The sequence below is a fragment of the Methylorubrum extorquens genome, from assembly GCF_024169925.1.
GTDB classification, from domain to species: domain Bacteria; phylum Pseudomonadota; class Alphaproteobacteria; order Rhizobiales; family Beijerinckiaceae; genus Methylobacterium; species Methylobacterium extorquens_A.
The window spans coordinates 149,190-171,584 of the sequence record NZ_JALJXF010000002.1 but is presented as its reverse complement, the minus strand read 5'-3'; the positions used below and the strand labels follow the sequence as shown (position 1 = coordinate 171,584).

25 protein-coding genes and 1 pseudogene are annotated in these 22,395 nt (G+C 67.3%); 15 read left to right on the top strand and 11 right to left on the bottom strand.

The genetic code is table 11. The features are described 5' to 3' along the window. Positions 1-18 precede the first annotated feature (18 nt). The 3 genes from J2W78_RS24910 to J2W78_RS24220 all read right to left on the bottom strand — a co-directional run bounded on the left by J2W78_RS24910 (position 19) and on the right by J2W78_RS24220 (position 2,973). Positions 19-375 (bottom strand): hypothetical protein, encoded by a 357-nt coding sequence (locus tag J2W78_RS24910; RefSeq protein ID WP_083530804.1) that lies wholly within the window; start codon positions 373-375, stop codon positions 19-21. A gap of 30 nt (positions 376-405) precedes the next feature. Then, a complete protein-coding gene (locus J2W78_RS24225) occupies positions 406-1,653 on the bottom strand; it encodes an MFS transporter (RefSeq protein WP_083530803.1) in 1,248 nt (415 codons plus the stop codon). A gap of 162 nt (positions 1,654-1,815) precedes the next feature. Next, positions 1,816-2,973, bottom strand: a complete 1,158-nt coding sequence (locus J2W78_RS24220) for a Gfo/Idh/MocA family protein (protein WP_135300046.1) — start codon at positions 2,971-2,973, stop codon at positions 1,816-1,818. A 274-nt stretch (positions 2,974-3,247) separates the two neighbouring features. Between J2W78_RS24220 and J2W78_RS24215 the strand changes: the two genes are divergently transcribed. Further along, a complete protein-coding gene (locus tag J2W78_RS24215) occupies positions 3,248-4,291 on the top strand; it encodes a LysR family transcriptional regulator (RefSeq protein WP_158509737.1) in 1,044 nt (347 codons plus the stop codon). A 34-nt stretch (positions 4,292-4,325) separates the two neighbouring features. On the opposite strand, the gene J2W78_RS24210 is transcribed toward J2W78_RS24215, so the two are convergent. Further along, on the bottom strand, positions 4,326-4,622 hold the full coding sequence (locus J2W78_RS24210; protein ID WP_135300045.1) for a SemiSWEET family transporter: 297 nt from the start codon (positions 4,620-4,622) through the stop codon (positions 4,326-4,328). 217 nt (positions 4,623-4,839) lie between these two features. Between J2W78_RS24210 and J2W78_RS24205 the strand changes: the two genes are divergently transcribed. Further along, on the top strand, positions 4,840-6,258 hold the full coding sequence (locus J2W78_RS24205; protein ID WP_158509736.1) for an amidohydrolase family protein: 1,419 nt from the start codon (positions 4,840-4,842) through the stop codon (positions 6,256-6,258). Positions 6,259-6,509: 251 nt separating this feature from the next. Here the strand turns inward: J2W78_RS24205 and J2W78_RS24200 are convergent, their stop codons facing one another. After that, the gene (locus tag J2W78_RS24200; RefSeq protein ID WP_083530800.1) at positions 6,510-8,366 is read right to left on the bottom strand and encodes a glycoside hydrolase family 15 protein; all 1,857 of its coding nucleotides are present in this window, start codon (positions 8,364-8,366) and stop codon (positions 6,510-6,512) included. 209 nt (positions 8,367-8,575) lie between these two features. Between J2W78_RS24200 and J2W78_RS24195 the strand changes: the two genes are divergently transcribed. Further along, positions 8,576-9,592, top strand: coding sequence for a LacI family DNA-binding transcriptional regulator (locus J2W78_RS24195; protein ID WP_060769323.1), 1,017 nt, complete (start codon positions 8,576-8,578; stop codon positions 9,590-9,592). Positions 9,593-9,638: 46 nt separating this feature from the next. Here J2W78_RS24195 and J2W78_RS24875 read toward each other — a convergent pair whose 3' ends face one another. Continuing rightward, positions 9,639-10,037, bottom strand: a complete 399-nt coding sequence (locus tag J2W78_RS24875; protein WP_353612596.1) for a DUF6538 domain-containing protein — start codon at positions 10,035-10,037, stop codon at positions 9,639-9,641. 238 nt (positions 10,038-10,275) lie between these two features. Between J2W78_RS24875 and J2W78_RS24190 the strand changes: the two are divergent. Continuing rightward, positions 10,276-10,922 (top strand): annotated as a pseudogene (locus J2W78_RS24190) (transposase); the annotation flags it as partial. A gap of 32 nt (positions 10,923-10,954) precedes the next feature. On the opposite strand, the gene J2W78_RS24185 reads toward J2W78_RS24190, so the two are convergent. Beyond that, a protein-coding gene (locus J2W78_RS24185) for an IS3-like element ISMex5 family transposase (RefSeq protein ID WP_085985476.1) occupies positions 10,955-12,138 on the bottom strand; the annotation gives its coding sequence in 2 pieces (ribosomal slippage) (positions 10,955-11,874 and positions 11,874-12,138; 1,185 coding nt in all). A gap of 590 nt (positions 12,139-12,728) precedes the next feature. Between J2W78_RS24185 and J2W78_RS24180 the strand changes: the two genes are divergently transcribed. After that, positions 12,729-13,193 (top strand): transcriptional repressor TraM, encoded by a 465-nt coding sequence (locus J2W78_RS24180; protein ID WP_253374250.1) that lies wholly within the window; start codon positions 12,729-12,731, stop codon positions 13,191-13,193. Positions 13,194-13,264: 71 nt separating this feature from the next. Here J2W78_RS24180 and J2W78_RS24175 read toward each other — a convergent pair whose 3' ends face one another. Next, positions 13,265-13,882 carry a hypothetical protein gene (locus J2W78_RS24175; protein WP_253374249.1) on the bottom strand — a complete coding sequence of 206 codons (618 nt, stop codon included), beginning with the start codon at positions 13,880-13,882 and terminating at the stop codon, positions 13,265-13,267. Between the two features lie 133 nt (positions 13,883-14,015). Between J2W78_RS24175 and J2W78_RS24170 the strand changes: the two genes are divergently transcribed. The 4 genes from J2W78_RS24170 (at position 14,016) to J2W78_RS24155 (ending at position 15,855) form a co-directional block, all read left to right on the top strand. Next, the gene (locus tag J2W78_RS24170) at positions 14,016-14,396 is read left to right on the top strand and encodes a hypothetical protein (protein WP_253374248.1); all 381 of its coding nucleotides are present in this window, start codon (positions 14,016-14,018) and stop codon (positions 14,394-14,396) included. Positions 14,397-14,441: 45 nt separating this feature from the next. Then, entirely contained in the window at positions 14,442-14,903 is a 462-nt protein-coding gene (locus tag J2W78_RS24165; protein ID WP_253374247.1) for a thermonuclease family protein, read from the top strand. Between the two features lie 83 nt (positions 14,904-14,986). Then, on the top strand, positions 14,987-15,409 hold the full coding sequence (locus tag J2W78_RS24160) for a hypothetical protein (protein WP_253374246.1): 423 nt from the start codon (positions 14,987-14,989) through the stop codon (positions 15,407-15,409). Next, a complete protein-coding gene (locus J2W78_RS24155; protein WP_253374245.1) occupies positions 15,409-15,855 on the top strand; it encodes a hypothetical protein in 447 nt (148 codons plus the stop codon). Before J2W78_RS24160 ends, J2W78_RS24155 begins: the two co-directional genes overlap by 1 nt. A 285-nt stretch (positions 15,856-16,140) precedes the next feature. Here the strand turns inward: J2W78_RS24155 and J2W78_RS24150 are convergent, their stop codons facing one another. After that, positions 16,141-16,428, bottom strand: a complete 288-nt coding sequence (locus J2W78_RS24150; protein WP_253374244.1) for a hypothetical protein — start codon at positions 16,426-16,428, stop codon at positions 16,141-16,143. Between the two features lie 10 nt (positions 16,429-16,438). Between J2W78_RS24150 and J2W78_RS24145 the strand changes: the two genes are divergently transcribed. From J2W78_RS24145 to J2W78_RS24125, 6 genes are all read left to right on the top strand, one after another. Continuing rightward, entirely contained in the window at positions 16,439-16,624 is a 186-nt protein-coding gene (locus tag J2W78_RS24145) for a hypothetical protein (RefSeq protein WP_253374243.1), read from the top strand. 20 nt (positions 16,625-16,644) lie between these two features. Then, positions 16,645-17,559 (top strand): HD-GYP domain-containing protein, encoded by a 915-nt coding sequence (locus J2W78_RS24140; RefSeq protein WP_253374242.1) that lies wholly within the window; start codon positions 16,645-16,647, stop codon positions 17,557-17,559. 21 nt (positions 17,560-17,580) lie between these two features. Next, on the top strand, positions 17,581-17,703 hold the full coding sequence (locus tag J2W78_RS24795) for a hypothetical protein (protein ID WP_301288965.1): 123 nt from the start codon (positions 17,581-17,583) through the stop codon (positions 17,701-17,703). Between the two features lie 21 nt (positions 17,704-17,724). Then, a complete protein-coding gene (locus J2W78_RS24135; RefSeq protein ID WP_253374241.1) occupies positions 17,725-18,624 on the top strand; it encodes a GGDEF domain-containing protein in 900 nt (299 codons plus the stop codon). A gap of 531 nt (positions 18,625-19,155) precedes the next feature. Beyond that, positions 19,156-19,575, top strand: coding sequence for a hypothetical protein (locus J2W78_RS24130; RefSeq protein WP_253374240.1), 420 nt, complete (start codon positions 19,156-19,158; stop codon positions 19,573-19,575). Positions 19,576-19,739: 164 nt separating this feature from the next. Further along, a complete protein-coding gene (locus J2W78_RS24125) occupies positions 19,740-20,756 on the top strand; it encodes a hypothetical protein (protein ID WP_253374239.1) in 1,017 nt (338 codons plus the stop codon). Positions 20,757-20,880: 124 nt separating this feature from the next. Here J2W78_RS24125 and J2W78_RS24120 read toward each other — a convergent pair whose 3' ends face one another. Both J2W78_RS24120 and J2W78_RS24115 read right to left on the bottom strand, forming a co-directional pair. Further along, on the bottom strand, positions 20,881-21,522 hold the full coding sequence (locus J2W78_RS24120; protein ID WP_253374238.1) for a hypothetical protein: 642 nt from the start codon (positions 21,520-21,522) through the stop codon (positions 20,881-20,883). A gap of 102 nt (positions 21,523-21,624) precedes the next feature. Then, positions 21,625-22,200: a recombinase family protein gene (locus J2W78_RS24115; protein ID WP_253374237.1), complete on the bottom strand. Its 576-nt coding sequence runs from the start codon at positions 22,198-22,200 to the stop codon at positions 21,625-21,627. Between the last annotated feature and the right edge of the window lie 195 nt (positions 22,201-22,395).

The following is a 22,395-nucleotide window of genomic DNA, read 5'->3' as shown; positions in this document are numbered from 1 at the left end:
GCGCATCAAATCAGAGGCCTAGAGCATCATCCCGAAAGGTGGTTTCCGGCTTTCGGAAAAAGATGATGTAAAAACAAAAGCCGAGCGCATCGTGCTGGATCCGATATCCAGCACGATGCGCGAGAGACGCCGACCTGATGCAATCAGGTCGGGTACGGCTCTAGCACCTTCCAGGATGCGCACGCGGTCGGGCAGCCCGGCGGCGGCGAAGTCGTGCAGGATGCCGATGCCGGTCCCCGCCCGCACCGCCTCCCGTTGCCCGACCGCGCCGGCGCCGACTTCGTCATGCCGACGATGCGGTGAGGACGGTGATTGCCCGATCTCGTCGGATCTCGTCCGCGACGTTTCGTGGGCGAGGCCGGGCGCGGGGCGCAACGCTCTTTAACCGAAGAAGGCCGGTTCCGGTCAGCGCCGCACCGCAACGGCCCGGCGATCCAGCAGGTACGACACCGCCCAGATGGCGAAGCCCGAGAGGGCGAGGCCCATGCCGACCACGCCCGTCGTCGGCAGGCCGTATCCGGCCGCCAGCGCGAGGCCGGCCAGCCACGGTCCGAGGGCGTTGGCGGTGTTGAAGGCCGAATGGTTCAGGGCCGCCGCCATCGTCTGCGCATCCTCGGCCACGTCCATCAGCCGAGCCTGGAGCAGGCTCGACAGGCCGCCGCCGGAGCCGATCAGGAACACCGCCGCCACCATGGTCCAGACGTTCCCGGTCGCGAGGGGATAGAGGGCGAGCGCGCCGGCGCCCCACAGCAGGGTGAGGCCGATCGCCGGCATCAGGGCCCGGTCGCCGGCCCAGGCGCAGACGAAGGTTCCGGCGGTCAGGCCGAGGCCGAACACCGCGAGCACCGCGGGGATCACCACGGGAGAGGCGTGCGTGACCTCGAGCAGGGTCGAGGCGAGATAGGTGTAGACCGAGAACAGGCCGCCGAAACCGATGGCGCCGGTCATCAGGGTGAGCCAGACCTGCCCCCGCTTCAGGGCACCGAGTTCGCGCAGGGCGCTGGCACCCTGGACGGGCCGGCCGAGGGGAGCGAAGAGCTGGACCAGGATCGCCGTGAGGGTGGCGAGCGCCGCCACGAGGGCGAAGCTCCAGCGCCAGCCGACGACCTGCCCGATGCCGTTGGCGAGCGGCACGCCGACGATGGTGGCCACCGACAGGCCGAGGATCACCCGCGAGACCGCCTGCGTCCGGCGCTCCCGCGGCACGAGCGAGGCGGCGACCAGAGAGGCCACGCCGAAATAGGCCCCGTGCGGCAGCCCGGCAATGAAGCGGAAGGCCAGCATCCAGCCGTAATCCGGCGCGAGCGCCGAGAGGGCGTTGCCGACGGCGAACAGCAGCATGAGGCCGACGAGCAGGGTCCGGCGGGCGAAGCGCGCGGCCAGGACGGCGATCAGGGGGGCGCCGACCACCACGCCCAAAGCGTAGGCGCTAATGACGTGTCCGGCCGTCGGCGCATCGATGCCGAGTTCGGGAGCAAAGGCCGGCAGCAGGCTCATCGCGGCGAATTCCGTGGTGCCGATGGCGAAGCCCCCGACCGCGAGCGCGAGCAGGACGAGAGTCGGGTGGCGCCCCGGCGCGGCGCGCACCGGACGTATCTCCTCGGCGGCCTCGGGATCCGTGGGGCGGTTCTCGGTCGGTTCGGTCAGGGTCATGGTGGATCGCTTGCAAGCGCCAAGCCTCGTCGCGACCGGCGGCGCCGGTCCGGGCCAAGCGGGGGGTGACGAAACGGGAGCGGCCGGGCCGGACCGGGCGTCGGTCACGCCCGGCCCGGCCCGGCCTCGGTTCTTTCGGTACGGCTTCGGCCCGCCGCGCCTTCAGTTCAGCGGAGACTTGTCCTTGCCCCGGCCGGGGTTGGACGCGTCAACGAGATCGGGCGGAGCCTGTGCCGGCAATTGCTGGAGCTGTCCCGAGAGGTTGATGCGCTTCGTGCGCGCGAACGGCTCGAGCCGCACCGGGCCGCCGCTCTCCAGAGCCTTCAGGATCCCCTCGATCACCCGCAGGTCGGCGTAGCCCTCCTCGGCATCGGGCTCGGGGTCGGTGCCGTTCAGGATGCAATCCGAGAAGTACTTCAGCTCGCCGCCGAAATGGTCGGTGTTCTTGAAGCTGTCGTGGTGCTTCTCGTCGCCGATGGTCACCGTCCGCTCCAGCGGCTTGCCGTACATGTAGGCCGGATTGACCTCGACGCTGCCCTTGGTGCCGACGACCGCGTAGGTGTCGAGCACGCTGCCGTAATAGGACAGCACGAACTGCGCGAGGCGATTGCCGGGGAAGCGCAGGGTGACCGCGACGGTGTCGTCGAAGTCGCCGAACCCGGCCTCAGGGTGGCGCACGCCGACGGCCGAGACCACCTCGGTCGGCTCGTCGCCGAACACGTAGCGGGCGGCGTTGATCGTATACGGGCCCATGTCGAAGATCGGGCCGGCCTCGACGCCGCTCTTCGCCCGATGGTTCTCGGGCGAGACCATCTGCGTGAAGGTCGAGGTGAAGGTGAGGAGTTCACCGAGCGCGCCGGAGCGGATCAGGCCGATGGTGGCGAGCGTCGCCGGCTCGAAATGCAGCCGGTAGGCGACCATCAGCTTGGCCGACGAGGCGGCCTGCACCGCCATGATCTCCCGGCATTTTTCGCTCGAGATCTCGAGCGGCTTCTCCACCAGCACGTGGATGCCGGCCTTGAGGGCGGGAATCGCGAACTCGGCGTGGCGCCAGTTCGGGGTGGCGAGGTAGATCGCGTCGATGGTCCCCGAGGCCAGCAGCGTGCCGAACTCATCGTAGCCGTAGGTGTCGGTGACGCCGTATTGCTCACCGACCCGGCGCGCCTTCTCGGGATTGCCGGTGACGAGGGCGGTGACCTCCGAATTGCCGGTGTGGCGGACCCCGGGCAGCATCGCCTCCTGGGTGATGTCGCCCAGGCCGACGAAGGCGTAGCGGACGGTCTTGCCCTGGACGGGGCGGGGGAAGGTCGTGCCGGTCATGAAGAACTTTATCCGTGGGCGGGACGGGCTGACGAAGGGTCAGGACATGCCGGGCGGCCGCGATGCGGCCACGCCTTCCGTCAGCGCATGAATCGAAAACAGACCGGGTGGCGATCCGCTCCCCCTCGATCCGGCAAGGCTGATTGCGCCCATAGGCAAGAATGGCGGGATTCGACCGTTCCCGGCCGCAGCAGAGCGATTTCGCTGACGATCAAATATGAATCTAAGGCACGGGTCCTCGCAATCTCTTGATAGTGCGAGAACCGGCGCTCTAATGCGCCGGATGGGGCGGCTCGACAGCATCGACGATCTTCGCGTCTTCGACGCCATCATGCGGGCGGGCAGCCTGTCCGGTGCCGCGCAGGAACTCGACGTCTCGCTCACCGTGGTTTCCAAGCGACTCAAGCGCCTGGAGGCGCAGCTCGGCGTCCGCCTGCTCCAGCGGACGACGCGCCAGCTCGGCCTGACCGAGGAGGGCCAGGAATTCCTCGGGCGCTGCCGGATGGCGCTCGACGCCATCCAGGCGGCGGAGGAGGTCTGCGGCGACGGTGCCAGCGGCGTCGTCCGCGTAACGGCCACGGCGGGCTTCGCGCAGCGGCAGATCGCGCCGCGCCTGCCCCGCTTCCTCGCCCGCCACCCCGACATCTCGGTCCAGATCCTGACCAGCGACGACGTCCTCGACCTCGTGGAGCGCCGAATCGACGTGGCCATGCGGCAGGCGCCCCTCGCCGACAGCCGCCTGATCGCCCGCGCCTTCGTGCCGGACGCGCGCGTTCTGTGCGCCTCCCCGGCCTATCTCGCGAAGGCCGGTACGCCGCGCGATCCCTTCGACCTCGCCGGCCATGCCTGCCTGACGGTGGGCGATCCGGCGCCGAGCCAGTGGCGGCTGTGGCGCGGCGAGGAATCGGTCGAGATCCCGATCCGCTCCGTGGCCGGCGGCAATGACGGCGAGATCTGCCATGTCGGCGCGTTGGCGGATCTCGGCATCGCGATGAAGGCGGCCTGGGACGTGGCCGACGACGTGCGGACCGGGCGCCTCGTGCGCATCCTGCCGGACTGGTGGGGTGGGACGGATCGGTGGGTCCGCATCGTCTACCCGGCGCGTCTGCACCAGCCCCGGCGGGTTCGCGCCTTCATCGCCTTCATGGAAGACGAGATGACGACGTCCCTGGCCGAGAGCGCGGATCTCGGCCTGTTCGAGGCTGCGGCGCTGGCGAAGCTGCAGCCGCGCATCGACGCCGTGCGGCGCCGTCCCGAGCCTAAACTCGCCGAGCCTCGCCTCGCCGAGCCCGGACTCGCCGAGGCGAAACCCGCCTGACGCGCGCGCTGAAGACGAGTGCCGGGCCGGCCCGTCAGAGCGCGGTGATCAGGGCGACGGCTCCGAGGACGATTCCGGGGGCGTTGGCGAAGGAGACCGGCCAATCCCGGCGCAGGGCGCCGTAGGTCGTCCACAGCCCGCAATTCACCACCGTGGCGAGCGGCTGAATGACCGAGCCCTTCTGTCCGGCGAGGTTCAGCTGGATCTGGTCGAGATAGGAGACGAACATCAGGACGCCGGTGACGGTCGCGATCCAGCCGAGCCAGCGCACGAAGCGGTCGCTCGCGCCGACGCTGGCAGCCCGGTTGATGACGTGTGCGTCCGAACTCAAAAGTCTCCCCTCTTCGCTTGAAGAACCGCCCGCCGCGGTCGGCGATGGTCGGCGATGGCCGCCGTCGCGCGGTGCCTCGCATTAACGCGCCGTGGCGACCGGCCGAACTGTCCGAAACGGAAAGACACCCTGTCGAACCCGGCGATGATGCAGCGGTCATCGATGACCTATCTCGCATCGGGCGGAGATCCGGGGAGGGTTCGTCAGGACGATGGCGATGAGTCGGCGCGACCTCGGGAAAGCGATGTACGGCGCCGTGCTGGCGGGCGCCTCGTCCGATGCGGCGGCCCGGGCCACGCCCGGAGGGCCCCCGCCCGGAAACGTGATCCTGATCCGCGGCGGCTACGTCATGACGATGGATGCCGTGCGGGGCGACCTGCCCGGGGCCGACATCCTCGTTCGCGACGGGCGTATCGCCGAGATCGGACGCGGCCTGCCGGCTCCGGAGGGCGCCGACATCGTCGAGGCGGCGGGCGCGGTGGTCCTGCCGGGCTTCGTCGATGCCCACACCCATGGCGCGATCAGCCAGATGCGGGGTCTCTACGGCAACACGCCCGAGACCGCGTTCTTTCCCGTCACCAACCGGCTGTCGGCGCATTACAGGCCGGAGGACACCTATATCGGCATGCTGCTGAGCGCCGTGGAGAGTCTGGCCTCCGGCATCACCACGACGGCCGACTTCTTCGACGCCGTGCGCGACCGCGAACACGCGGAGGCCGGCCTCCGGGCGCTGCGGGACGCGCAGATCCGGGCGCGGCTGCTCTACGGGATGACGAGCAAGACCGCGGCGGCCCCGATCGATCTCGCCCATGTCGAGGAATGGCAGCGGGGCTGGGCGGACCGCTCGGCCGGCGGTCGCCTCTCTCTCGGCCTCGCTTGGCGCCTGCCGCAGGATCTCGACGACGCGCGGGCCTGGGCGATCAAGCAGGGGGAATGGGAGGCGGCCCGCCGGCTCGGGCTGCCGGTGCAGGTCCATGTCAGCGGCACGGTACCGGGACGGGCGGAGGCGATGTTCGACGCCCTGATCGCCCGGCGGATGCTTCGGCCGGGCCTGCAGGTCATCCATGCGACCGACGCCCGGGACGACCAGCTCGCCGCGCTGGAGGAGGCCGGCGCCGGCCTCGTGGTCACGCCTCTGACCGAGCACCGGGTCGGCTACGGCCTGACCCGGATCGATCGCTTCGCCGGGATCCGGCGCCTCGGCTTCGGCATCGATGGAAGTGCGCTGGCCGGCTCCACCGACATGTTCGCCCTCATGCGCCTCGCCGCGCTCACCCAGGCCGGCGCCGCGCGTGACGAGACGGCCGTCTCGCCCCGCCGGCTCCTGGAACTGGCGACGGTTGGCGGGGCGCGGGCGATGGGCCTCGATGCGGAGATCGGCACCCTCGTGCCGGGCCGCGCGGCCGACCTGCAGATCGTTCGGCTCGACACCTGGAACCTCGCGGGTTTCAAGGGCGGCGATCCGTCGGCGCTCCTCGTCTACTCGGCCCGACCGGAGGATGTTGCAACCGTCATGGTCGGAGGCCGCTTGGTGAAGCACGACCGTCGCCTTCTATTCGACGACCTCATGCTGCTCGACCAAGCCCGCCTATCCATCCTCGGAATTTGCAGACGTTCCAGCCAAGCCGGTCCTTGAGCAGGCCGTGCATCGAATCGTCGTTGCGGCATTCCCATTCCTTGGCCCCATTTCTTGACCCCATTCCTTGGCCGGTCTCCGGCAGCGGTTGAGCCAAGCAGAGGCCGGCCCCGGAGACGGCTTGAATCCGCCGATTGCCAGCGCGGCGAGGACCGGGGCTGGGTTGACCCCCGGAACGGCCACGGCCGGCGCGACCGCTTCCGCCGCCTCGGCGTCGAGCGGAGCGGATCCAGGCAGATCAACAAGGATCATCAGGCCGCTCTGACAGGGCGGGTCCGGTCGCCGCGCAGCGTGCAGGCGGCATGGATCAGGGCGAGGTGACTGAGACCCTGCGGCGTGTTGCCGAGGAAGTCACCGGTCTTCAGGTCGACCATCTCGCTCAGGATGCCGACCCCTGCAGGCAGAGCACGGATCGTGCCGGTGAAGACCTGCTCTGCCTCCTCCTGCCGCCCGAGCTCTGCCAGCGCCTCCGCCAGCCAGAACGAGCAGGCCAGGAACGCGCCTTCCTCCCGCTCGGCCCCGGAGTAACGGTAGAGGAAGGGCCCGCGTCCGAGCTCCTCGCGGATCGCGTCGAGCGTCGAGGACAGCCTGTCCCGGCCGTCGAAGCCGAAGCGGACGGCCAGCGCCAGCGACGCGTCGAGCCGCTCGGTGCCAGGATGGAGCACGAAGGCCTTGCGTGCTTCGGACCAGCAATGTTCCTCGATCCAGGCCGCGATGCGGTCGCGCTCGCGCGTCCAGCGCGGCACGCAGGTCGGGGGCAGGTGTCCGGCCTCGGCAAGCTCGACGGCGCGTGCGAGCCCCTGCCAGGCGCTGATCTTCGACATCGTGTAGTGCTGAGGCTCTCGCAGCTCCCAGATGCCGGCATCCTTCTGGCGCCAGCGGTCGGCGGCTTGGTCGGCGAGCGCCGACAGCACGGTGGCGCTTCTTTGGTCGAGGATGTTGCCATCGGCCACGAACAGGGCCGCCGTCTCGAAGATGTCGCCGTAGATGCCGTGCTGGTGCTGTAGAGCCGCGGCGTTGCCGACCAGGACCGGGCGCGAGGCGCGGTAACCCGGCAGCTCCAGGGCCCGCTCGTCCGGTCCGACCTCGCCGCACAGGGTGTAGAGCACCCGAGGACCGTGCTGGTCGAGGCGCTTCATCAGCCAGGAGAAAGCCGCCTTGGCCTCCGGCATCGCGCCGACCCGCAGGAAGGCGTTCACCGAGTAACCTGCATCCCGGATCCAGGCGTAGCGGTAATCGTAATTCTTCTCCCCGCCGATGCCCTCGGGCAGGGACGTCGTGGCTGCCGCGGCGATGGCGCCGCTCGGCGAGTAGAGGAGGAGCTTCAGCGCGAGCGCGCTGCGGCGGACCTCGTCGCGGTGCGGGCCGTCGTAGCGCAGCCCTTCGGCCCAGCGCCGCCAAGCCTCGTCGCTGACGTCGATGCGATGGTCGATCTCCTCCATCGTCGGCACTCCGAGCGGCTCGTCCTCACCTGCGAGCAACGCCACGGTCGCGCGCTCGCCCTCGGCGAGGGTCACGGTGGCGGCGATGGTGCGGTCATCCTCCTCGGTGACCCGGACGTTGTCGCTGCACCGGAACAGCCCGAGCACCGGCCCGACGTGGAAGACGCAGCCGTTCGGGTTCGGCTGAAGCCAGGGCGAGGCCGTGTCGCCGCGCGTGCCGAACACTGCGCGGACGCGGAACGTCATCGTACCCGACAGGACCTCGATGCGGCGGGCGAACTCGCACCAGGGCAGGCGGCCGGCGGTGGAACTGTTGAGCGACTCGGTCAGACGCGCCCGGCCCGTGCCCGAGGCCAGCACGGTATCGAGTACGTTGCTGTCCCGGCGGTAGCGCCGCTCGATGACCTTGGCACCCTCTGCCTCGACCTGGAAGAAGCCGCCGGCTTGCGGGTCGAGGAGGCTGTCGAAGAGCGGGGGCGAGTCCATCTCGGGCACGCACCACCACGCGACGGCACCATCCGGCGCCACGAGGACGACGGAGCGCCCGTCGCCCAATGCGGCGTAGTCTTGGATCGGGAAGTCCGAGCCCGGCAAGCGGGCGCCGTCCGAGCCGGCGCCATTGCAGTCCCCGGCGAAGTCTCGCCCGCCGTTCGTCCGTTTGCTCATGGTGCTGCTAGGGTCCCGTGCTCGTGCGATGGTTTCGGGCGGCTTCAGTTCTTGGGCATGGGGCGGGCTTTGGGCCGAGAAGGGCGAGGAGAAGGGCGAGGAGTGCCTGCCGATCGGCGGCGCGTACCTCGACAACAGTGCATCGCAGCATCAGTTGCATACCTATGCAGCCCGGCGCACGGAAAAGGGCTGCGTCGGAGGCAGTGCCTATGAGCGAGGTCGGGCCGGTGACTCGGAAGCGTCCACCTTCGTCGGTCGAGGTCGCGCGTCTGGCCGGCGTCTCGCAATCGGCGGTGTCACGGACGTTCACGCCCGGCAGCGTCGCCTCGCCGTCAACGCGGGCCAAGGTCCTCGCCGCGGCCGAGAGCCTTGGCTATCGGCCGAACCTTCTCTCGCGCTCGCTGATGACCGGTCGTTCGGACATCGTCGCCGTAGCAGTGGGCGCGCTGTCCAACCCGTTTCACGCCATGACCCTGGAGAGCTTCACGGCCGGCCTGCAGCGAACCGGCCGCCAGGTCATGCTGGTGCAGGTCGAGGACGAGTGGGCGCTGGGCTCTGCGGTCGAGCTGCTCGCGGGCTATCAGGTCGACGCGATCCTGAGCTCGCTGCCGGTTACCGAGCCGGAGGTCGTGCAGGCGCTCTCGCGCTTCGGGGTGCCGGTCGTCACCCTGAACTCCCCGGCGACTACGGACTGGGTGCGGACCGTCGTGACCGATGATGCCTGGGCGGGCGCCGAGATGGCGCGCCTGCTCCACGAGCGGGGTGCCCGACGCTTCGGCTACGTCGCGGGCCGGTCCGGAACGATGGGCCAGGAGCGTCGCGAGGCCGGCTTCCGGGAGGGGCTGCGGGAACTCGGGATCGACAGCTACGCCCGCGCTCAGGGCGACCACAAGCACGGCGGCGGCTACGAGGCGGTTCGAGCGCTCTACGCTTCGGGCACCGGGCCCGACGGCCTGTTCTGCTTCAACGACCTGACCGCGATGGGCGCCATCGACGGGCTTCGGCATGAGTTCGGGCTACGCTGTCCCGAGGATGTGCTCGTCGCCGGCTACGACAACATCGCGGCTGCGGCTTGGCCGTCGTACCGCTTGACCACGGTCGATATCGGGCTCGCGGCGGTCACCGAGTCCGCGTTGGCGCTGATCGCGTCGCAAGCCGGCGAAGCCACGGAGGCGCTGGTCAGGCCTCATTTGGTCGAGCGCACCAGTACCCTGAGCCAGCGTTAGCAGGCCAAACACCTATTGGCATCAACAAACCGGCCGGCCGGCCGACTCAAGGAATGCCCTTGTCTGCTGAAGGCGCAGATCTATCAATCATCGCAGCCTGATTAAAAGGTCGCCTCAGCAATTCAGTTCTTGAGAGCTGATCCGTCCCATCCCACGATCGTTGCGCCATCCGTCGGGCCTCGCCCGGCGTGGCCCGCCCGAGCGAGCGCAGGATCTCGCGCTGGCCGAACCGCTGGCGCAGGTCGTGGGGGATGATACGGCGAAAAAAGACCGTTTGTCGGCGGCGGCGGGTGCGAGGCAAGGCAGGAATCCCTGCCGTCCGGACAAGTGGACCTCCCGAGTGGACCTGGACGGAGCGGTCGGCCCGGGCGGGTCCGAAAACAGCCGGAGAATCAACGGTCGGCTGAGAATCTCGAGCCTTTGGCTGGGGCGCCAGGATTCTCACCCAGAACGACCTCAGCAAAAGACATCTACTAAATCATTGCAATTGCATGCGCTTTACCTTCTTGCGCACACGCAGTGGATACGATCCTGCGCTCATTGCCAAGGGCGCCCTCTGGCCATCCACAGGCGGCTGCAAGGCATCGCCCTCTTGCTCACTCAGGTCGCTCTGAAGCATGTTGATCTTGCCCTCTGGCCTGCCCTCATTCTGAAGCTAAGGTCCGTCGATCAGGAGACGGACGATGAAGAAGAGCCGGTTCAGCGAAGAGCAGATCATCGGCATCCTGAAGGAGCAGCAGGCCGGGCTGCCGGTCGCTGAGATCTGCCGCCGCCACGGCATCAGCGACGCGACGTTCTACACGTGGCGCTCTCGCTACGGCGGCATGGAGGTCTCGGACGCGCGCCGCCTGAAGACGCTCGACGAGGAGAACCGCAAGCTCAAGAAACTCCTGGCCGAAGCGATGCTCGACGTGGCCACGCTGCGTGAGGGTTTGAGAAAAAACTTCTGACGCCCGGCGCACGGAGAACGGCCGTGAGCTGGGCCATCGAGGAGAAGGGCTACTCGCAGCGTCGCGCCTGCGGGCTGATCGGCCTGGAGCCGAAGACCTACCGCTACGCCTCGACGCGAGGTGACGATGCGGCCGTGCGGGTACGCCTGCGCGGCCTGGCCGGCGAGCGCCGCCGGTTCGGCTACCGGCGCCTGCTCATCCTGCTGCGGCGGGAGGGCCTCACGCTGAACCACAAGAAGCTGTTCCGCCTCTATCGGGAAGAGCGGCTCTCGGTGCGCAGGCGCGGTGGGCGCAAACGTGCCCTTGGCACGCGGGCACCGGCCGCCGCGCCGCAGGAGCCGAACCAGCGCTGGAGCCTCGACTTCGTCTCCGACACGCTGATCGGCCCCCACGCGGTGGTCCAAGTTCTAAGTTAGTGCAGGGTCGGCCTTTGCTCCACGGGTCGCTTGGCCGGCGGAGCCGACCGGGTGAGCGCAGCCGGCCAAGCGGTGAAGGCCGGCACGAACACCTCCGGGGCCGGTGGTCGGTAGCCGAGCGAGGCGTGCGGGCGCACGCTGTTGTAGTGTAGACGCCAACTCTCGATCACGATCTGCGCCTCCTTGAGCGTGTAGAAGATCTCACCGTTCAAAAGCTCGTCCCGTAGTCGTGCGTTGAAGCTCTCGACGTAACCGTTCTCCCATGGCGAGCCGGGTGCGATGTAGGCTGTTCTGGCGCCGACACCGGTGATCCAGGCCTGCACGGACTTGGCGATGAACTCCGGACCGTTGTCCGAGCGGATATGGCCGGGCACGCCGCGCAGGATGAACAGGTCGGACAGCACGTCGATCACGTCCGCCGCCTTCAGCTTGCGTGCGACGCGGATCGCCAGGCACTCCCGCGTGAACTCATCGACCACGTTCAGCATCCGGAACTTGCGGCCCTCGTGCGTGCGGGCTTCGACAAAGTCGTAGGACCAGACGTGATCGCGACGCTCCGCCCGCAATCGCAGGCAGGAACCATCCCCGTCCCAGATGCGGCCGCGCTTGGGCTGCCGAGACGGGACCTTCAGCCCCTCGCGCCGCCAGATCCGTTCGACCCGCTTGTCGTTGACGAACCAGCCCGCCGCCTTCAGCAATGCACCGATCTTCCGGTAGCCGTAGCGCCCGTACTGGCGAGCCAGTTCCACGAGGTCGGCTGTCAGCGCGGCCTCATCCTCTCTTCCCCGCGGCACCTTGCGCTGCGTCGAGCGATGCTGCCCGAGCGCCCGACAGGCGCGGCGCTCGGAGACGTCTAGGACGTTCATGACATGCGCGATGCAGGCGCGTCGGCGCGCGGGGCTGGTCAGTTTCCCCGAGCGGCCTCCTGCAGGATCAGCTTGTCGAGGGTGAGATCCGCAATCGCCTTGCGCAGCCGCTGGTTCTCAACCTCCAAGTCCTTCATCCGTCGAACCTGATCGCTCTTCAGGCCGCCGTACTCCTTGCGCCAGCGGTAGTAGGTCACTTCCGTCACGCCGATGGCCCGGATCGCCTCCGCCACGCTCTGGCCCTGCGAGACCAGAACATCCACCTGCCGCAGCTTGGCGACCACGTCTTCCGGCTTGTGCCGCTTCGTTCCCATCTGTCCGTCCTCATCTGGCTCAAAAGCCATACCTCAGGGCGGACCACTTCAGTGGGGGCGGATCAGTTGATCGTGGAAGGCCCCGGGAGTGACCAAGGGTCAGCGCCGATCAGAGCGGGGTGGCCCCTGCACGACGCGCCGAGGTATGCGCCGTCGTCGGCCTCTCGTGATGTCGTCGCCAGCGTTGCCGGATCTGAGCGGGTCGGGCATCTCTCGGATGGAGCGCCAGAGCTCTGTTGCCGTCACGATGGCCGCGAAGGCTTGGTGGCGGGGGCGATCCCTCGCGCAACCAAGCGTGGCAAACCGCAGCTTCGGACTGGATCGCGTCCGCACGAGCGCCTACGATCCGGTCAGGGTGGTACGCGCCGCCCTGGGGCGTGGAAACCCCTTGTCTGACGGTATGGCGCCGGCCGTGACGGCGCCGGATTCCTTGACCTTCTTGGTCGGGGAGCCTGCGACGCATGTCCAAGCGCCCCACTGCTAAAGGTCGTAGGGACCGTTCAGACACGGTTTTCCAACTCCCCGACTATGGGTGGTTGAGGCTCGTTAGCGGGGGCGCACCGCGGACACGGGCCTGCAGGGGTGGTTCGATGCACCGCTCGCACGATCGCGAAACCCTGGAAGCGCGGACGATCGAGGCCCAGCGCCTCTACATCAAGGCCCTCGTCGAGCTTGAACGGGTGCAGGACGGGATCGATGAAGGGTCGCTGATCGTCACCCATGGCGACCTGATCCAGGCCGAATGCCTGCTCGCCGAGCGTCGTTTCGCGCTCGTGGATCTGCTGAGCGCGCTCGGCTACACGCCGAAAGGCTTCACCGCCAAGCTGCCGCGCAGGTCGGGCAAGGGCGGCCACCGGCTGGACGCGACGTCCGATCCGGACATCGCCGCTCTGCGCCTCTGCTACCTCGCATGGCAGGGCAATTCCGTCTCGGTGGACACCGGACGGTCGATCCGCTCGATGCTCAACCTCGGCAGGGTCCTGATCCTGCTCGGAGCCCTTTCCGAAGAGGACATGGCGGCGGAGGAGCCGAGCGGAGAGGCCATCCCCAACTGACCCCTGCGAGGCGGGGATGTGCTGGCTGCGCCAAGCGCGGGACCGTGCGCGGGTCCGGGCAAGAGCCCGGATCATGGTCGCGCGCTATGGCGGCCCGGCCTACTGGCTGGCCCGGGATCGGGCTCGGGCCGCGCGCGGCGCGGATGCGGCCCGGGATCGGTTCTGGGGGAAAGTGGCCGTCGAGATCGCCCGGCTCGACGGTCGGGTGATCGGACTCGGGACCGGCGAACGCTGGCGCTAGGGCCCGGCCCCGCAAGAGGATCGGCGCGCCCCTCGTTCGAGAAGCGCAATGCGACAACGCGAAACGTAAGGCCGCCACCCACCAGCGCGACATCCTCGAACGGCTCGGCGCCATACCCTGTCATCGAGGCGATCTCGGCGCCGGCGTGCATGCCGTAGGTGTCGGGCCGCCGCGGCGAGGGCGGCCTGGGCCAGCGCGTGGTCACGCCGTCGGCGACCATCCGCTCGGCGAGGTCCTGGGTCAGCCGCGCGTCGTAGGCCGCGATCGGCGTCGCCGCGTCGCGGAAGCCGTAATGGGCCGACAGGAATGCGACCCGGGCCCGCCGGCCCGCCGGGTCGGCGGCGCGCAGGGTCCGCCACAGCGGGCCGTCGTAGCGCGCGAGTGCCGGGATGGGGTCGGGATCGGAGCGCTTGGTCGCCGAGCAGGCGAGGACGAGGAGACGGGCCATCGGCTTAGCTTTCGCAACGGGCGCCGGAGCCTCTCTCCGGTCGATCATCCCATCGCGAAGCCCCTGGCCTCCTCCGACTCTTGAGCCCGGTCCTAGTTAGGACCGGGCGACCGGCCTGAGGTAAGGGGCCGGGATGTCAGCTCCCCACCCCGTCGCTACCGACCCTGCACCGAATTTTCACTCCTGGCGCGACCGCATCGAGCGCATGAACCCGGCGACGTCCCCCTGCCCCGGCCTGCATGGCGAGACGTGGCAGAGGGTCCACGCGGCGATGCTCGACTTCCTCGAGCGCTTCGGAGCGGAGGCGGTGGATCTCGGCTGGAGCGAGTTCGACCTGTTCGGGGTCCATCCCACGGTCGGGATCATTCGGGCGGACCATTGTGGTGCCCTGGTGGTGGGTGGGCGCGCGGCGCAGTGGATCGACCCGACCCGGATCAACTTCGGCAACTTGACCTACTATCGCGACACACCCGGCCGGCCGCGCGGCATTCCGATCTGGGCTTACGGGGGCTGAGGCGATAGGCCGGGCGCGAACACCGCGAGCGTGAGGGGAGCTGCGATGAGCCGTCGGATGTGGGCCGTGCTGGGGCTGGCCGTCGGCTGTGCGAGCACGCTGGCGATCCGGCCGGCGTCGGCCGAGCGGTTCGATGGCGACCGCCTGATCGTCCTCGACGGCGATACCGTCGCCCTCCCCTGCGCCATGCCCGCGCGCGGTTGTGCCGAGAAGGTCCGTTTGAGTGGGATCGACACGCCGGAGGTGTCCCGGCCGCGCTGCGAGGCCGAGCGGATCTCTGGCCTGAAGGCGAAGGAGCGCCTGGCCCGCCTGATCCGTGGACAGGCCGTCGAGCTGGCGCGCGCCGGCGAGACCGATCGCTACGGCCGGACGCTCGGGACGTTGCGGGTGCCGGCGGGAGAGGTCGGCGCGATCCTGATGCGGGAGGGCCTGGCGGTGGCCTACCGGCCGGGCCGGAAGGCGTGGGAGGAGCGGGCGGATCACTGGTGCCGCTCGGACCGGCGCTGAGGAGCCGGGCGACCGAATTCCGAGGGACGACGAGGCGCCGGGGGGATTCCTCGGACTCCTTGCCGTGCTAGCGTGGCCGGACCGTGCCGATCCGCCCCGAACACCGCCACTTCTACCCGATCGACTGGCCGCAGCTCTCGGCGGTGATCCGCTTCGGCCGGGCCGGCGGGTTCTGCGAGCGCTGCGGACGCCCGCATGGGCGGGTCATCGTCTGCGTCGATGACGGGAGCTGGTACGATGCCGACGGCGGCGTCTGGCGCTCGGGCCGGGGGCGCATTCTGCGGCGCATGCCAGACCTCGCGAGTGCCCGGCTGACCCGGCCGATCCTCGCCGCCTGCCACCGCGAGCACGACACAAGCCGCAACGGCCCCGCCGATCTCGCCGCCTGGTGCCAGCGCTGCCACCTGGACCACGACCGGCCGGAGCACATCCGGCGGCGACGCCTGACCTTCCTGCGCCGCCGGGCGCTGGGGGACCTGTTCCTCGGGCTGTATCCGGTGCTCTGATGACAGTCGGATCCGACAGGTCACGCCTGGCCGCGCTGATCGATGGGAAGGACCGTGCGCTGCTCGCCGCGTTCCTGCGCGACGAGGGGACCGACTTTGCCCTCAACCCGTTCCCGTCGACCACGGCCGGCGCGGCGCGCCTGACCTGTGCCGGGCTGGCCTTCGAGTATCCGATCCTCGGCATCCTCTCGGCCGGCCTGCCGTGTCTCATGGAGGCGCTGGCGCAGTTGCCGAAGACGACGCCGCTCACGCGGTGCATTCTGAAATCCGCGGCGCATACCTGCGTCGTGTTCCTGACCGCCGAGAAGGCCTGCGTCGGCGCGTACCTCCACGGGAAGGCCGGGGTGCCCCTGCCGGTGTTCGCGCCGCCCGCGCCGACGCCTCGCAAGGGCCGGGGACGCCTAGCCAGGGCCCAGCAGCTCGATCTGTTTCTCGACCTCGCCTGAAGCCGGACTGGACGCCGCCTCATTCCGACTGCGCAGGCTCGATACATCTGGACGGCCATCACGACGTACGACTCTCCAGGATATTCCTTACAAATCGAAATATCTCATCCGCACTCTTGGCCGAAGCTGGAATTTCCATGATCGCGCCGACCACTACGATTGCATTTTGTTAAGTCCGCGCGGTCAACCTATGCAGATATAAATATCAGCATTGTCGAACGCGCGGGCTGTGGCATGCCATATACTTCTACGAGCGATGGGAGTTCCGCGCTCCTGCAAAGTCATCTAGCCGCGATATCGACGGCGATCGAGCGGACGCGGCAGGAAATCGCCGAGCTGCGGCATGAGCAGGAGACCGGCCGCACCTGCGACGAGTTGAACGCAGTGGTTCAGGGGATCGAGCGGGCCACCAACACCATCCTGTCGACCGCGGAAGCCGTCGATGCCCCGACCCGCGGGATCGCCAAGCGGAGCCGCGACGAGGGGACCCGGGCGGACGTGATGGCGATCCAGGATCACGTGCAGACGATCTTCGAGGCCTGCAACTTCCAGGATCTCACCGGCCAGCGCCATCGCGAAGGTGGTGAGGACGATCGAGTTCGTCGAGGAGCGGATCGTCGAGATGGTGCGCCTGTGGTCCGGTTCGAGCGCGGCGGCTCCGACGCTGGCGCGCCGCGAGCGGACCGGCAAGTCCGCGCTCCTGAACGGTCCGGCGCTGCCCGGTGCGGTCAGCGTGTCCCAGGATGCCATCGACGCAATGTTCCCTTAGGCCGTCCGGGAGCGAGATCCATGATGGGACAGATGCTTCTGATCACCGACGATCCGGGTCGGAGCGCGGATCTCGTGGGCGGTCTCGATCCCGGCTTGGCGTACCGGGTCCACGACCTGCGTGACGAGGCGGATCCGGCCGAGGCCGCGGCGGTGCTGGTCACGGATGTGGCCGATCTCGGGCCGGCCAACGTCGAGCGCCTGCGCCAGCTTCTGGCACGGACGCGCCGCGGTACTCCGCTGGTCGTGCTGCTGCGCCAGGACACGCCGCAAGCCCGCCTTCAGGCACTGGCGCTCGGGGCGAGCCGGACGGTGAGGGCTCCCTTCGACCTGGGCCGGCTCCGGCGCGCGCTGGGCGCGGCGGAGGATCGGGCGGAGACCGTGCCGGCCGAGGCCCGGCGACGGGCTGAGGCGGTGCGCGCCTTCTACGGGTCGGTCTTCGTGGCCGGCGGGCCGGTGACGCCGGTCGTGGTCGACAACGGCACCGACCTCGTCGCGCAGGCGGTCCAAGAAACCGGCATCCGCGACTGGATCCGGACGGTGCGCCGCTTCGACGATGCTACGCACCAGCACTGCCTGCTGGTGGCCGGGCTGGCCGCTGCCTTCGCGGCGGGCCTCGGCCTCGGACCTTGCGAGCGCCATCGGCTGACCAAGGCGGCGTTGCTGCACGATGTCGGCAAGATCCACGTCCCGGCCGCGATCCTCAACAAGCCGGGCAAGCTCGATGCGGCGGAGAAGGCAGTGATGCGCCTGCATCCGGCGCAGGGCGAGGCCATGCTGGCCAACCAGGGCTTCGAGCCGGAGTTCCTCGGCGTGGTGCGCTCGCATCACGAGATGCTCGACGGCTCCGGCTACCCGGACGGGCTCGTGCGGAGGGCGATCCCCGATCTCGTGCGTGTGGTGACGGTGTGCGACATCTACGGCGCCCTGATCTAGCGCCAGTCCTACAAGCCGCCGATGGCGAGCGAGGCCGCCTACGCGATCCTCCAGGGGAGGATGGGCCGCCTCGATCCTGCGCTGGTGAAGGCCTTTCATCCCATCGCGACGGCTTTCACCCCAAGCTTCCCCCTCGACACCTGACCTCGGTTTAATGGGCGTACCATGCACATCGTCCTCGTCGATCCCAGCGGCGTGATCCGCAAGACAATCTCGGGAATGCTCATCGCGGCCGGACATACCGTGGTGGCGTTCTCCGACTCGGCCGCGGCGCTGGCGCAGGTCGCTGCCGATCCGTCGGTGACCTGCGTGCTCACCAGCCTTGAGGTTCAACCGCTCGACGGGCTGGAGCTGTGCTGGTCGCTGCGGGCTCTGGCCGACGATCGGCGCCCCCTGACGATCCTGGTGATGTCCTCCGCACGGGAAAGGCGGCCGCTGGACGAGGTGCTCGATGCCGGCGCGGACGACTTCCTGATGAAGCCGCCGGAGGCACAGGAGTTGCGCGGGCGCCTGCGCTCGGCCGAGCGGGTGCTGAAGCTGCAGCAGGCGCTGATCCGGCAGGCCGACACCGACCACCTGACGCAGCTCCTCAACCGCGGGGCGCTGATGCGTCAGGCTCGGGCAGCGGTCGAGAACGCGGCGGCGAGCCGGCCGCTGGCGGTGATGCAGATCGACATCGACCATTTCAAGAAGATCAACGACCGCCATGGCCACGATGTGGGGGATCTTGTGATCCGGCATGTCGCCCAGATCCTGCGGGAGACCGGGGCGGTCGCCGGCCGGCTGGGCGGTGAGGAGTTCGCGCTTCTGTTGCCCGAGCACAGCCTGGGCGGCGCGGGGGTAGTGGCTCACCGCATCCGCAGGCAATGCGCCGGATCGGCGCTTCTGGAACGGAGCAATCCGCTGCGCTTCACGGTCAGCATCGGGCTGAGCGAATGGCCGGAGGGCGACAGCGTCGGCACGTTGCTCAAGCGGGCGGACGTGGCGCTCTATGCCGCCAAGGAGGGCGGCCGGGACCGGGTGGCGTTGACGAGTTCGTCGTTGAAGACCGAGTTCGTGAGCTAGGATCGAGCGCTGTCAGTTTGCCCGAGCGATGGGCCGCTCGGGGTGGAAAGCAGCCATTCATAACACGATGAGGCAGGACTTGTTACCTTCTAAGCCGCGCACGCGAGATGATGCGGTGGCCGATAGCAACCAGAGCGAGGCCCGGCAGCGTCAGGTGCCAGTTGCCTTCCAAGACGATGCCGTTGAACCGTCGACCGTCGCCAGTGCGATTGATCACCACAAGGCCTACGTAAAACAGTAAGCTCACACCGCAAAGCCAAACCGAGGTGCCGAAGACAAATCGCGTCATGATCATCCATATAGCGGGAGGCAGTTAATACGGCCCTGCGCCGCTATCCTAAACTCGGCGAAATCGTATTTTCACACGTTCCGCCTAAGGCACATCGGTGATCATTATGTTCGAGCTCCCACCTTGTTGGCGGGCGGCGTCGCATTGACCTGTGGTTGCGCGTGCGACGGATCACAATTAAATTTTAGCCGCAGACATGAAGCGCATAAGTCGAAAGGCTGGCGATGAGCCGTCACGAGTTCATGCAACCAGGCGTCAGGCTCGCGATCGGCTGGGATGCACCGCTCTCCACCTTTTACCTCCAGGTCTGGAGCGAGGCGCTGCAGACTGCTGAGATGGACGAGGAGGAGCGCGAGTCGCCGCAGATCTGGTTTGGAACTGAGTATGCGGAACAGCTCAGTCCAGGCCTCCTCGTCTCTGTGGCACGCCAACATCTGCCGAGCCTCCCCGTAGACATCGAGGCGGCCCTATTGCGCGATATGGTCAAGGAGCCGGCCCGGCCCCTCTCCCCCGATCACGCCAAGATCCGCCTGATGCTGGAGGCCCACTTGGGCGAGGGCTCCCCCGTGGCGCTGGCTCCGCAGCGCACCCCTGACGAGACCGCTCGCCTGGAGATGGAGGCGCTGATGAAGGGGGCGACCTCCGAAACGAGGCGCCACTAGCTGGGGTCAACCTGCTGGGTCGGTTCTGGTGAGCCTGCTCCTCGACGCGAGCCCGCGCGATGTGATCGTCACCCGCAGGGACGAAACCCGGTACGGGATTCGGGGAGCGAAGCGAGTAGGACACGGTCCCGAAGGGACGCGCCCATCCAGGAGTGCAAAAAGAAATGAAGTCTGAAATCCCCCTTTTTGCAATTTTTGTTTTGGCCTCGACTATTGCTTCAGGTTCTCTGGCTCAAGAACCACGAATTCCGTTATCGGAAGTCGGGACGCGCGCTCAATCAGCCTGCAAGTTCCCATCCCTGGCCGAGAGGGTTAAACTCGCTGCCGTTGGTACTTACGAGGGTGAAGCACTTTCAACCGCAAGCATCGGCGGCGATGACCAGGAAGTCACGGTTTCCCACCTAGAAATCGAGAGTGGGTCCGAGCCTCTTTACCTTGCGCTTACAAGCTACAGTGCGAATATTTGGCTGATAACGGGCGCTGTCGAGCGCATCGCGGACGTCGTGGCCAACTCACAGCAGGTCGGGGTCGGCAAGCGGCCGCGCGTGGGCGTTGTCGGCGTGAAGCCGGAGCGTGTGCATTTCGTGCTGGAAGCCGGGTGCTTTCCCTACTTCTACGAGCAAACCTCGCCGGAGAGCGGGCAGGCGGTCATGGCGCTCAAAGCCTCCCTTGGTCGCGCACCGGATGCGGTCGTTGCCTCCTACGGCATCGCGAGCATGTCCGTCCCATCGGGGCGACCGAACAAGCAGATCCCCGTGTCCGGCACCGTCTCACTTCCCAAAAGCGGACCGGCGAAGGACCTTTGGGCAGAGATGCTGCGCTTCAATCCGGCCGGCCTCGTCGCCATCGCCCCAGAAGCTGTCGTATCTCCACTACCTGTGAAGCGCTATGATGTGCTCCCACAGGAAGCCGGCCTTGCGCAACTCGTCGAGGAGGGTGTCCTCAAGGTGACGGGCAGCGATAACGGCATGATCTTCAATGGCGGTCGACCCGAGTTCGCAAACAAGCCAGACAATTTCCTAATCCAGCGCAAGACCAAGTTCCCGGCCGGGCTTAACGGGGCCCATTCGGTCAATTTTGTCTTGGGGCGGGGAGTGCCAATGCCGGATGGGGATCCGGGACATTCTTGTGTGATGTCCGAGGATGAAGGTCGGGCCGTCGCTGGACGAGTCCGGTGCTGACGTTTTGCAGCGGTCGTGACCCGCAGGGCCGAAACCCGCAGGTGTTCGGGGAGCGAAGTGAGTAGGGTACGGTCCCGAAGGGACGCGCCCTAAACCAATGCTCAACGAGCAGCGGCGCCAAATATTAAAAAAACCAGAAACGTTTTTTGGAATATCTGGCGAACTCCTCCTCTTTTAGAAAATCGACAACATTACTCAAAGATTTTAAACTTTTATCTATTTCTACCATATTTTCCAATAAAGACGGGATATCGACCTCTGAAAGCAACTTGTCTGGATGTACCCTTTTCAACTCCGAAACTTTCATTGGTATTGATTTACTATTCTCAAAAACCACACCACAGTTCTCGTAGAACTTCCTTCTTCGCTCGACATTGTCTGGCGAATTATCACCGCCCAGCGTGATCGTTTCGACCGTCAAGTCAGGTGCATGAGACTGAACCCACTGCACAACACGGTCCATGGCATAAGTACCAAGGCCGTAGCCTCTCAGGCCGTCCGGATCAACGAAGATCCCTCCGTTCGTGATCTTCGCGCTACCAGCGATGCGGCTGAATGATGCGCCGAAGGAGAACCCCCGATGACGGTAGTCCGACAGGCGCCATCCGAAGACGTATTCCATCCGGATTTCGAATGATCCGCGGGATGAAGCAACGTCTTCATTTATGACAGCTTCAACAACCTCGAGCCTTTCGATACGCGACGATTTTTTATCAAATGGGCTTAACGCGCGCGGATGACGCAATTTCAAGAACTTACGGTCCACGATAAAATAATACCTTACAATAGATTGCGAAGTATGGCCAGATCTCTGGTACTGAAAAATAAATTTATTGCGTCATCGCAACGAGAGTAGCCTGCCACGTTCTCATGCTCCTCCATCGATTTTATCGTTTCGATTGTTCGTGCCTAGTGCGCGGTAGACACTGGCCCGGGCGATACCGAGGCGGCGGGCGATCTCCGCCGGGCCCACGCCCTCGGCCTTGAGGGCGCGCACCTTGGCAGGGTCGATCGACGGGCGCCGTCCCCTGTAGATGCCGGCGGCCTTGGCCTTGGCGATCCCCTCCATCTGGCGCTCACGGCGTAGGTTGGTTTCGAACTCGGCGAACACGCCGAGCATGTCCAGGAACGCCTTGCCGGCAGCCGTGCCGGTGTCGATCGGCTGCTCGGTCGCTTGCAGGCGAGCTCCTTTGGCCTTCAGGGAGCGCACGATGTCCTGCAGATCGCCGATGGAGCGGGCGAGGCGATCGATGCGTGTGACGACGAGGGTGTCGCCCTTGCCGATGAAGTCCAGCACGATGGACAGCTCGGTCCGGCCGGTGGTCGATGTGCCGGAGGCCTTCTCCGCCCGGATCGGGTCGCAGCCGGCGGCCTTGAGGGCTTCGAGCTGGATTGAGAGGTCCTGATCGAGGGTAGAGACGCGTGCGTAGCCGATGCGAGCCATGAAACGTCCCGTATGGGTCTAGACACAGTGCGCTTAACGTCCCAAAATCCCGAAAGCAACCCTAATGAGACGCCATTTCGCGTCTCACGGCACTGTCTCTCTGGGGTATATTTCTATGTATATCCCGACGATCCCAAGGTCATCCGAAGTGTCCACTGATCGCGTGGACACCACATTCGGCGAGACGGAGACTGA

Excerpts from the sequence above, each read along its gene's own strand:
- J2W78_RS24130 (WP_253374240.1), top strand. The coding sequence starts at position 19,156 with ATGCAACCAGGCGTCAGGCTCGCGATCGGCTGGGATGCACCGCTCTCC.
- J2W78_RS24795 (WP_301288965.1), top strand. The coding sequence starts at position 17,581 with ATGGCGAGCGAGGCCGCCTACGCGATCCTCCAGGGGAGGATGGGCCGC.
- J2W78_RS24140 (WP_253374242.1), top strand. The coding sequence starts at position 16,645 with ATGATGGGACAGATGCTTCTGATCACCGACGATCCGGGTCGGAGCGCG.
- J2W78_RS24195 (WP_060769323.1), top strand. The coding sequence starts at position 8,576 with ATGAGCGAGGTCGGGCCGGTGACTCGGAAGCGTCCACCTTCGTCGGTC.
- J2W78_RS24170 (WP_253374248.1), top strand. The coding sequence starts at position 14,016 with ATGTCAGCTCCCCACCCCGTCGCTACCGACCCTGCACCGAATTTTCAC.
- J2W78_RS24150 (WP_253374244.1), bottom strand. The coding sequence starts at position 16,428 with ATGGCGCTGGCCGGTGAGATCCTGGAAGTTGCAGGCCTCGAAGATCGT.
- J2W78_RS24115 (WP_253374237.1), bottom strand. The coding sequence starts at position 22,200 with ATGGCTCGCATCGGCTACGCACGCGTCTCTACCCTCGATCAGGACCTC.
- J2W78_RS24125 (WP_253374239.1), top strand. The coding sequence starts at position 19,740 with ATGAAGTCTGAAATCCCCCTTTTTGCAATTTTTGTTTTGGCCTCGACT.
- J2W78_RS24175 (WP_253374249.1), bottom strand. The coding sequence starts at position 13,882 with ATGGCCCGTCTCCTCGTCCTCGCCTGCTCGGCGACCAAGCGCTCCGAT.
- J2W78_RS24180 (WP_253374250.1), top strand. The coding sequence starts at position 12,729 with ATGCACCGCTCGCACGATCGCGAAACCCTGGAAGCGCGGACGATCGAG.
- J2W78_RS24205 (WP_158509736.1), top strand. The coding sequence starts at position 4,840 with ATGAGTCGGCGCGACCTCGGGAAAGCGATGTACGGCGCCGTGCTGGCG.
- J2W78_RS24215 (WP_158509737.1), top strand. The coding sequence starts at position 3,248 with ATGCGCCGGATGGGGCGGCTCGACAGCATCGACGATCTTCGCGTCTTC.
- J2W78_RS24135 (WP_253374241.1), top strand. The coding sequence starts at position 17,725 with ATGCACATCGTCCTCGTCGATCCCAGCGGCGTGATCCGCAAGACAATC.
- J2W78_RS24165 (WP_253374247.1), top strand. The coding sequence starts at position 14,442 with ATGAGCCGTCGGATGTGGGCCGTGCTGGGGCTGGCCGTCGGCTGTGCG.
- J2W78_RS24200 (WP_083530800.1), bottom strand. The coding sequence starts at position 8,366 with ATGAGCAAACGGACGAACGGCGGGCGAGACTTCGCCGGGGACTGCAAT.
- J2W78_RS24220 (WP_135300046.1), bottom strand. The coding sequence starts at position 2,973 with ATGACCGGCACGACCTTCCCCCGCCCCGTCCAGGGCAAGACCGTCCGC.
- J2W78_RS24225 (WP_083530803.1), bottom strand. The coding sequence starts at position 1,653 with ATGACCCTGACCGAACCGACCGAGAACCGCCCCACGGATCCCGAGGCC.
- J2W78_RS24155 (WP_253374245.1), top strand. The coding sequence starts at position 15,409 with ATGACAGTCGGATCCGACAGGTCACGCCTGGCCGCGCTGATCGATGGG.